The organism is Thermoanaerobaculia bacterium (assembly GCA_035717485.1).
Taxonomy (GTDB): domain Bacteria; phylum Acidobacteriota; class Thermoanaerobaculia; order UBA5066; family DATFVB01; genus DATFVB01.
Genome location: DASTIQ010000266.1, coordinates 1 through 7,350 on the forward strand (window position 1 = coordinate 1; position 7,350 = coordinate 7,350).

The window sequence follows — 7,350 nt, forward strand, 5'->3', positions numbered from 1 at the left end:
GGCGGCGATCGCCTCGGGAACCTTCGTTCCCCGCACCGCCGCGCGCCTCCGGAAGGATCCGTGCGGGGTGTGCGAGTGCGCCGACGTCTGCGGACCCGGACACAAGGATCGGTTCGCGGCCAAGGACGACGACCCCGATCCCGCGGTCCGCGCGCTCCTCGCCCTCCGGAGGCTGCCGTGAGCGACCCGGCCGACCGCGAGGCCCGCGCGCGCGCCGTCTCGGGGAGGGACCGGTCTCTCCTCGTCGAGGCGTCGGCCGGCACCGGCAAGACGCACGCGATCATCGAAGCGATCGTCGAGGTTTGCGTGCGGCGCGCTCCCCGCCTTCCCCTCACGCGCGTCGCCGCGGTGACGTTCACCGAAAAAGCGGCCGGCGAGCTTCAGGACCGGCTTCGCCGACGGCTCGCGGAGATCGAAGCCTCGCCCGCGGAGGCCGGAGCGGCCCGCGCCGCCGCCCGCGAGAGCCTCGAGGAAATCGACCGCGCGCAGGTCGGGACCATTCACGCCTTCTGCGCCTCCCTCCTCCGGGAACGGCCGATCGAAGCCGGGCTGGTTCCGGCGTTCCGCATGCTCCTCCCGGAGGCCTCCGCCGCGCTCGCGCGCGCCGTCTGGGAGGAGTGGTGGCGGGAGGAGGTCGCGGAGCGGCCCGACGGGGCGCTCGGAACGGCGCTCCGCCGCGGATTGAAACTCATGGGCGGCGACGAGGAGACGACGATCGCGACGCTCGCCGCCGACCTCTACGACAAGCGCTCCCGGGTGCAGGACGCGCGGCTCCCCGCCGCCGACGCCGGCCGGATCGCGGCGCGGGCGCGCGACTGGTTGCCGCGCGTCGACGCCCTCCTCGACATCGCGCGCGAGGCGGGCCACCGTGTCGCGGAAACGCTCGTCCGGGTGAAGGAATGGATCGAAACCCTGCCGGCCGACTTCGAGGGCCTCGCCGCGTCCGCGGAGACGGCGCCGAAAATCGACTTCACCGGAACCCGGACCCTGCCGGACGTCGCGGAGTGGCGCAAGGAAGCTTACGACCCGTTCGTCAAGCGGCTCGCCTCGGTCCGCGACGAGCCGATGCTCGTCGACCTGCTGCGACGCCTGGCCCTGGAACCGGGCGGCTATCTCGACGCGGTCGCGCGCCGGAAGCGCCGCGAGAGCCTCCTCGATTTCGACGACCTCCTGCTGGCCGCCCGGCATCTCCTGCGATCCTCCGGGGCCGCGCGAAGCCACTTTCGCGACCGATACGCCCTGCTCGTCGTCGACGAATTCCAGGACACCGATCCGATCCAGATGGAGATCGTCCTGCGCCTCGCCCACGCCGAAGGGGGCGGAGAGGAGTGGACGCGGCTCGCTCCGGAGCCGGGCCGGCTCCTCCTGGTGGGCGACCCGAAGCAGTCGATCTACCGATTCCGCCGGGCCGATCTCGAGACCTACACCCTCGTCCGCAACCTGATGGGCCGCGACCGGGAGACCTTCGTCGCGAACCGCCGAAGCGTCGCGCCGATCCTCGAATGGGTCAACGCCGTGTTCGGCGAGGCGATGGCCCCCCCGGTCCGGCCGTTCGAGGTCTCCTACTCGCCCATCGAGCCGTGGGGCGTCCGGCCTTCGCCGAAGGAGAAACGGATCGTCTACCTCGATCCCCCTCCGGAATGGCGCGCGGACGAGGAAAAATGGCGGGCCGCCGAGGCGGAGGCGATCGCCGCGTTCATCGGCGGCGCGATCGGCGCGGGGTCTCTTCCCGTCGGAGACGACGAACGGGCGGCGCGGGCGGGCGACGTGGCCGTTCTCGTCCGCGCCAACGACGGGATCGGGCTCATCCAGGAAGCGATCATGGGTGCCGGGCTCGACGCGGTCGTCGACGGAGGCCTCGATTTCTTCCGGCGCGAGGAGCCCGGCGCGGCGCTCGCGGCGCTCCGCGCGATCGACACCCCCGACGACGCGATCGGTCTCTACGCGGCGCTGAAGTCCTTCCTCTTCGCCATTTCCGACGAGGAGCTGTTCCTCGCGCGCGAAGGCGGAGCCGCCTTCGATTACCGCCGGGCGGGCCTGGCCTCCGGGCCGCTGCGCGAGGCGCTCGACCTCTTCGCCCGTCTGCATCGAACGCGCGACGAGCGGCCGGCGTCGGAAACGATCCTCGACCTCTTCGACGCCACGGGCGCCGTCGTGAAGGCGCGGGCCCGGCGCGTGGGCGGGCTGCAGGCCGGCGCGAACCTCCATCAGCTGGTCAGCCTCGCGCGGGGGCTCGAGGGGACGGCCTCGTCGTTCGGAAAGGTCGTGCGCGGCCTGCTGTCGATCGGCCGGACGGATCTCTCCGAGCCGCGGGCCTTCGAGGAATCGCCGGACGCGGTCCGGATCCTGACCGTCCACAAGGCGAAGGGGCTCGAGTTCCCGGTCGTCGTGCTCGCGGGCTTCGGAAGCACCGGTCACGCGGGGGCGGACGGCCTGCTCGTGCCCCGGCGCGAGGGCGAGTGGGGCGCCTCGATCAAGCGCGGGAAGCAGACGCTCGCGAGCCCGGACTTCGACCTCCTCCAGGCCGAGGACGAGGAGCGCGAGAAGGCCGAGATCCGGAGGCTCCTCTACGTCGCGGCGACGCGCGCGGAGGACTGGTTCGTCCTGTCGCGCTGGAGAAACGTCACCGAATCGAAGAAGGGGGTCAACGATCCCTTCGACCGGACGTCGCTCCCGCTGCTCGGACCGGCCGTCCTCTCCGGACCGCTCGCGGGCCTCGTGGAACGGCGCGAGACGCACCCGGCGCCCCGCCGACGCCCGACCCGCCGCCGGCGGGAAGATCCGGCGGCCGCGGAACGCCTGCGGCGGGAGATCGCGGAGATCGCCGGGCGGCCGGACCGGCTCGCCCTCACCCGCTCGGCGCTCCTGCGTCGCGCCGGCGGGACGCACGCCGGATCGGAAGACCGCCCCGCGTACGAAAACCTCCCCGCCGACGAGCCGTCCGTCGCGGCCCGCGTCGGCTGCGCCGTTCATCGGGCGATGGAGCTCGTCTGGCGGAACGGAGAGACGGACGCCGCGGTCGCGAACGCCGCGGCGGAGTGGGAGCTCGGAGAGGGGCGCCGCCGCGAGATCCGGGAGATGGTCGAAGCGCTCCTGCGGTCGGCGCCGCTCTCGGCGCCGGCGCGGCGCATCGCCGAGTTCCCGATCCTCTTCCGATCTCCCGACGACGGGGCCCTCGTCGAAGGCAAGATCGACCTGCTGGTCGAAGGCGACGAGGGCTGGACGATCGTCGACTACAAGACCGACCGCCTCGATCGGCTCGGGGGGAAGGAGACCGCGAGGGAGCATTTCGAGCAGTACCGCCCGCAGCTCCGCGAGTACGCGACGGCGCTCCGGCTCCTCGGCGTCGCCGTCGCTCGCGCCTGCGTCGTCTCGGCGCGGAGCGGCGAGGTGTTCGACCTGCTCTAGCGCCGGGTCCTAACGGGGCCCGCCGAGCTCGTCGACGACCCGGGCGACTCCCTTCGTGGCTCTCGCCGTCTCCAACGCGGTCGTGTGGATCGGTCTCGTCGGAACCGTCCCGCGAAGCGTGACGATCCCCCCGGACGCGTGAACGCCGATCTTCAGAGCGTTTTCTCCGACCTGCTCGAAGAGCCGTCCCTTCACCCGCGCCTCGAGGAGCGCGTTGTCGAGATTCCTCTTCGCCGTCGCCGCCGCTTCGCGCGTCCGGGTCGCCGGTCCGTGCCCCAGTGTGATCCGATCTTCGACGGTTCCGACGCCCTTCACCGCGGCGGCGGCCGGTTTCGCGCCCGCCTTCGTCTCGGGCTTGTCGACTGCCCCGGAGAGGACGACGGCCGTCCCGTTCGCCTCGATCCTGATTCCGAGCGCATCGGTGCCGAACTTCTCGAGGAGCGCCGTCCTCACCTTCAGGTTGGTCACCGCGTCGTCCACCGTCGCGGCCCCGGCCTTCGCCGCGAACACGAGCGCCAGCCCCGCCAGGAGCAGAACCCCCGGGCCTCTTCTTCTCATCGCTTCTCTCCTGTCGAGAAATCTAGCGAAGCCCGTGCCATACCGTCGCGGAAGCTCGCTCGGGGACCGGGAGCGCGGGAGGCGGGTCGCGCCGGAACGTGTGTTAGCGTGGCCGCATGGGTGAAACGAAGATCATCATTCGCCGCAACGGGCCCATCCGGGTGGAAGGAGACGACATCACGATCGTCGACGCGGAGGGCAATCGCTTCGGCCTCGGCGGCCGAACGGGCGTCTCTCTCTGCCGCTGCGGGCATTCGGCGAACAAGCCCTTCTGCGATTCCACGCACGCGAAGGTCGGATTCGAGTCGGAGTGCGTTGCCCGAGAACTGCCTCCTCCCGCGCCGAAGGGCTAGCGCGGCGCCGCCGATCTACTTTCCGTCGATCGAGTAGGCGGTGAGGAATCCGGCCTCGTCCTCGATGTAGAGGTTTCCCCGCGCGACGATCGGGCTCTGCCAGTGGATACCGCCGATCCCGGCGTCGCTCCAGAGCGTTTCCCCGGTTCGCGGGTCGAGCGCTCGCACGAGTCCCGGGCGCGCGACGAAGAGCAGGCCTCCCGCGAAGGCGGGAGAGCTCGCCCCGGGCGTGATCGTCCAGCGCAGCTCGAGCCGGGAGGTCCCCGCGTCCCACTGGTAGCCGGCCACGCCGAGATCGTTGGCCACGTGGATCCAGGGCTCTCCTCCCGACGGGTCCGGCGCGCTGACGACGAGCGTCAGCACCTCGGCGCCGCCCGGCGCGCCGAGTTTCTGAATTTCCCCGCCGGTTCGTCCCGGACCGCCGTTGCCCGAAAGGTCGTCCAGACGGAGCACGCGGAGCACCCCGTCCTTCCCGACCTGGACGCCGAGATTCTCGCCGGACGAGGGCCGGAAGAGCGCGAGATCCGAGCTGCCGAGGTCCGCATCGACGTCCTGGAGGTGCTGATATTCGGCGGGCGTGTAACTGTCGACGAGGACGCCCGCGTCGGGAGAGAGCGCGAGAACCGAGTCCCCCCAGTTCGCGACGCCGTCGTAAACGCCGTTGCCGGTCGCGACGTAGATCCGGTCGGTCGCCGGCGAGTACACCGCGCCCGCGCGGGCCCACATCGCGCTCTGCACGCGTGCGCAATCGGTCGCCGGGCTTCCGCTCTCGTCGAAATGGATCGGAAGATCCGCGCACGCCGCGTTGAAGACCTTCTGCGCTCCGTTCGAGAGATCGATCGCGGTGACGTGGCCCTGGTAGTCGCCCGCGTCTCCCGGATATCCCCCGTTGGCGACGTACAGGCGGGAGCGTCCGGAGCGGTCGGTCGCGATCGCGAGCGCGGACGAGCCCTTCTCGACGTCCGGCTTTCGCGTCGCGAGCTGCGGGAAGCCGGCGCCCGTGTCCTCCTCTCCGTCGCCCGGCCGGAACCGGTGCACGAAACCGTCGAGCCCGTACGAATACACGAACGACCGCGGCGGATCGATCGCCGGAGAAGAAGTCGTGTAGCGCGGCCCGGACGCGGGTTGACGCGCCCAGACGATCTCCCCGGTCGCCGCGTCCACGGCGACGAGGTGTCCCGCCTTCGTCGTGACGAAGAGGAGATCGCGGGTTCCCTCCGGTGTGTCGACGGCGGAGAGGAACGCCGGAGCGCCGTCGGCGACGGCGGGGAGAGGGGTCCGGAAGCGGACCCGGAGCCGGGCGACCGTCGAAGGCCCGATCGCCCGCTCCGACGGGTTGACGCCGCTGTGCGACGAGTCGAATCCGAGCTGGGGCCAGACGAAGCGGACCGGCGGACGGGGAAGGATCGGCGCCGCCGGAGGGTTCGTCGCGGGCGGGAGAATCGGCGCGCGGAGCGCGAGCGCGCCCGCGAGGACGACCTCCCGGATCCGGTTCAGATCGTGACCCCCTGCTCGGGAGCGGATTCGACCGGGGTGCCGTTGACGGCGCGGTCGTATTCGCCGAGGATCCGCTCCTCCATCCACTGGCGCGTTTCCCGGTTCAGCGGATGGGCGACGTCCTTGAACTCGCCGCTCTTCTTCCGCTTCGAGGGCATCGAGACGAAGAGTCCCGTGGGACCCGAGATCACCTTGATGTCGGAAACGAGGAAACAGTTGTCGAGCACGATCGAGACGTAGGCCTTCAGCTTGTCCTGATCCACCGGGTGCACTTTGACTTCCGTGATGTTCACGGCGCTACCTCCTCAGCGAGAGCTCCAGAGTTGACCGCTTCTCGTATTCGCTTCGCGAGACGGTCCGTGTCCGGAGGACGCGCGCGCCGGGAAGCTCCGAGGCGAGAGCTTTCGCCGTTTCGGCATTCCGCTCTCCTTCCCATGCGACGAGGCAGGAGCCCGACCCCGAGACCTGGCAATCCGGATAACTCCGCGAAATCGCCCTGCGGTGACGATCCATCTCGGGGTTGATCGCAAGCACAGCCGATGCCAAGCTGTTCGGGCCGAAAACAGGACCGGCCGGGTCCGGGGCGTCGCCCGGACGCCATCGGGAATAGACCTCCGCCGTCGAAATCGAGAACGGCGGGACCACGAGCACGAGCGCGCGGGACGGCGCGTCGGGGAGCGGCTCGACGATCTCTCCGCGGCCCCGTCCCCTCGCGGTGCCGCCGACGAAGAAGAACGGAACGTCGCTTCCGAGTTCGGCGCCGATTCCGGCGAGCTCCGCCGGACCGACGGGGAGTTTCCAGAGGCGCGCGAGCAGGAGGAGCGCGATCGCGGCGTCGGAGGATCCTCCGCCCAGCCCGCCGCCCGCGGGAATGTTCTTCTCCAGCCGGATCCGCGCGCCGCCGGCGTCGGGGAACCGCCTCCGCAGGGCGTCGGCGGCCCGGACGACCAGATTCCGGGAGTCGGACGGGACCGACGGATCCGTGCATTCGAGATCGATCCGCCCGGGGGCTTCGGAAACCTCCAGTCGATCGGTCAGGTCGATCGTCTGGAAGACCGTGTCGATCTCGTGGAAGCCGTCTCTGCGCCGCCCGAGGACTTCGAGGCGCAGGTTCGTCTTGGCGAACGCTTCCGCGCGGAGGATCACGAGGCGCCCGCGTCGGCGGGCCGGAGGGCGAGGCTCGCGGTCCCGCCCGTCGACGCCGAGATGCCGATTCGCGACGGAACGTCGCCGGCCCATTCCGTGAAGCGGACCTCGACCTTCCGGCGGCCGTCCCGGGCGAGGACCCGGAAGGGACGACCCGCCGGATCGATCTCGCAGGAGAGAGCGCCGGCGCGCCAGGAGAGCCACGAGGAATTCGCGGCGATCTCGATCCGCTCCGGCGGAGAGGCGTCGGGAAGGCCGAAGAGCAGGAGCGAAAGGGACGACGCGTTGAGCGGAATCCCGAGCGCGGCGAGAACGGCGTCTCCCTCGATCGTCTTCTCCCCCTTCCCCTCCCGCTGAACGACGGTGCGCACGCCGTCCCACGTGGCGC

At 71.0% G+C, this 7,350-nt stretch carries 8 protein-coding genes; 3 read left to right on the plus strand and 5 right to left on the minus strand.

Translation table 11 applies throughout. From position 1 onward, the window contains the following. Positions 1-181: hypothetical protein (locus VFS34_13995; protein HET9795561.1), on the plus strand; the 181-nt coding region annotated here is incomplete at its 5' end. Beyond that, complete coding sequence (locus VFS34_14000) at positions 178-3,408, plus strand: UvrD-helicase domain-containing protein (protein HET9795562.1); 3,231 nt, start codon at positions 178-180, stop codon at positions 3,406-3,408. The genes VFS34_13995 and VFS34_14000, both read left to right, overlap by 4 nt. 9 nt (positions 3,409-3,417) lie before the next feature. Here VFS34_14000 and VFS34_14005 read toward each other — a convergent pair whose 3' ends face one another. Continuing rightward, positions 3,418-3,966, minus strand: coding sequence for a BON domain-containing protein (locus tag VFS34_14005; protein ID HET9795563.1), 549 nt, complete (start codon positions 3,964-3,966; stop codon positions 3,418-3,420). A 116-nt stretch (positions 3,967-4,082) separates the two neighbouring features. On the opposite strand from VFS34_14005, the gene VFS34_14010 reads away from it, so the two are divergent. Continuing rightward, positions 4,083-4,319 (plus strand): CDGSH iron-sulfur domain-containing protein, encoded by a 237-nt coding sequence (locus tag VFS34_14010; protein ID HET9795564.1) that lies wholly within the window; start codon positions 4,083-4,085, stop codon positions 4,317-4,319. A 15-nt stretch (positions 4,320-4,334) separates the two neighbouring features. Here the strand turns inward: VFS34_14010 and VFS34_14015 are convergent, their stop codons facing one another. The 4 genes from VFS34_14015 to VFS34_14030 all read right to left on the minus strand — a co-directional run. Then, entirely contained in the window at positions 4,335-5,903 is a 1,569-nt protein-coding gene (locus VFS34_14015) for a PQQ-binding-like beta-propeller repeat protein (GenBank protein ID HET9795565.1), read from the minus strand. Further along, complete coding sequence (gene spoVG / locus VFS34_14020; protein ID HET9795566.1) at positions 5,813-6,109, minus strand: septation regulator SpoVG; 297 nt, start codon at positions 6,107-6,109, stop codon at positions 5,813-5,815. The genes VFS34_14015 and spoVG overlap by 91 nt, the downstream gene beginning before the upstream one ends. A 4-nt stretch (positions 6,110-6,113) precedes the next feature. Further along, positions 6,114-6,962, minus strand: coding sequence for a 4-(cytidine 5'-diphospho)-2-C-methyl-D-erythritol kinase (ispE, locus tag VFS34_14025; GenBank protein HET9795567.1), 849 nt, complete (start codon positions 6,960-6,962; stop codon positions 6,114-6,116). Beyond that, the coding region (locus VFS34_14030) for a hypothetical protein (GenBank protein ID HET9795568.1) at positions 6,959-7,350 on the minus strand (392 nt) is incomplete at its 5' end. The genes VFS34_14030 and ispE, both read right to left, overlap by 4 nt.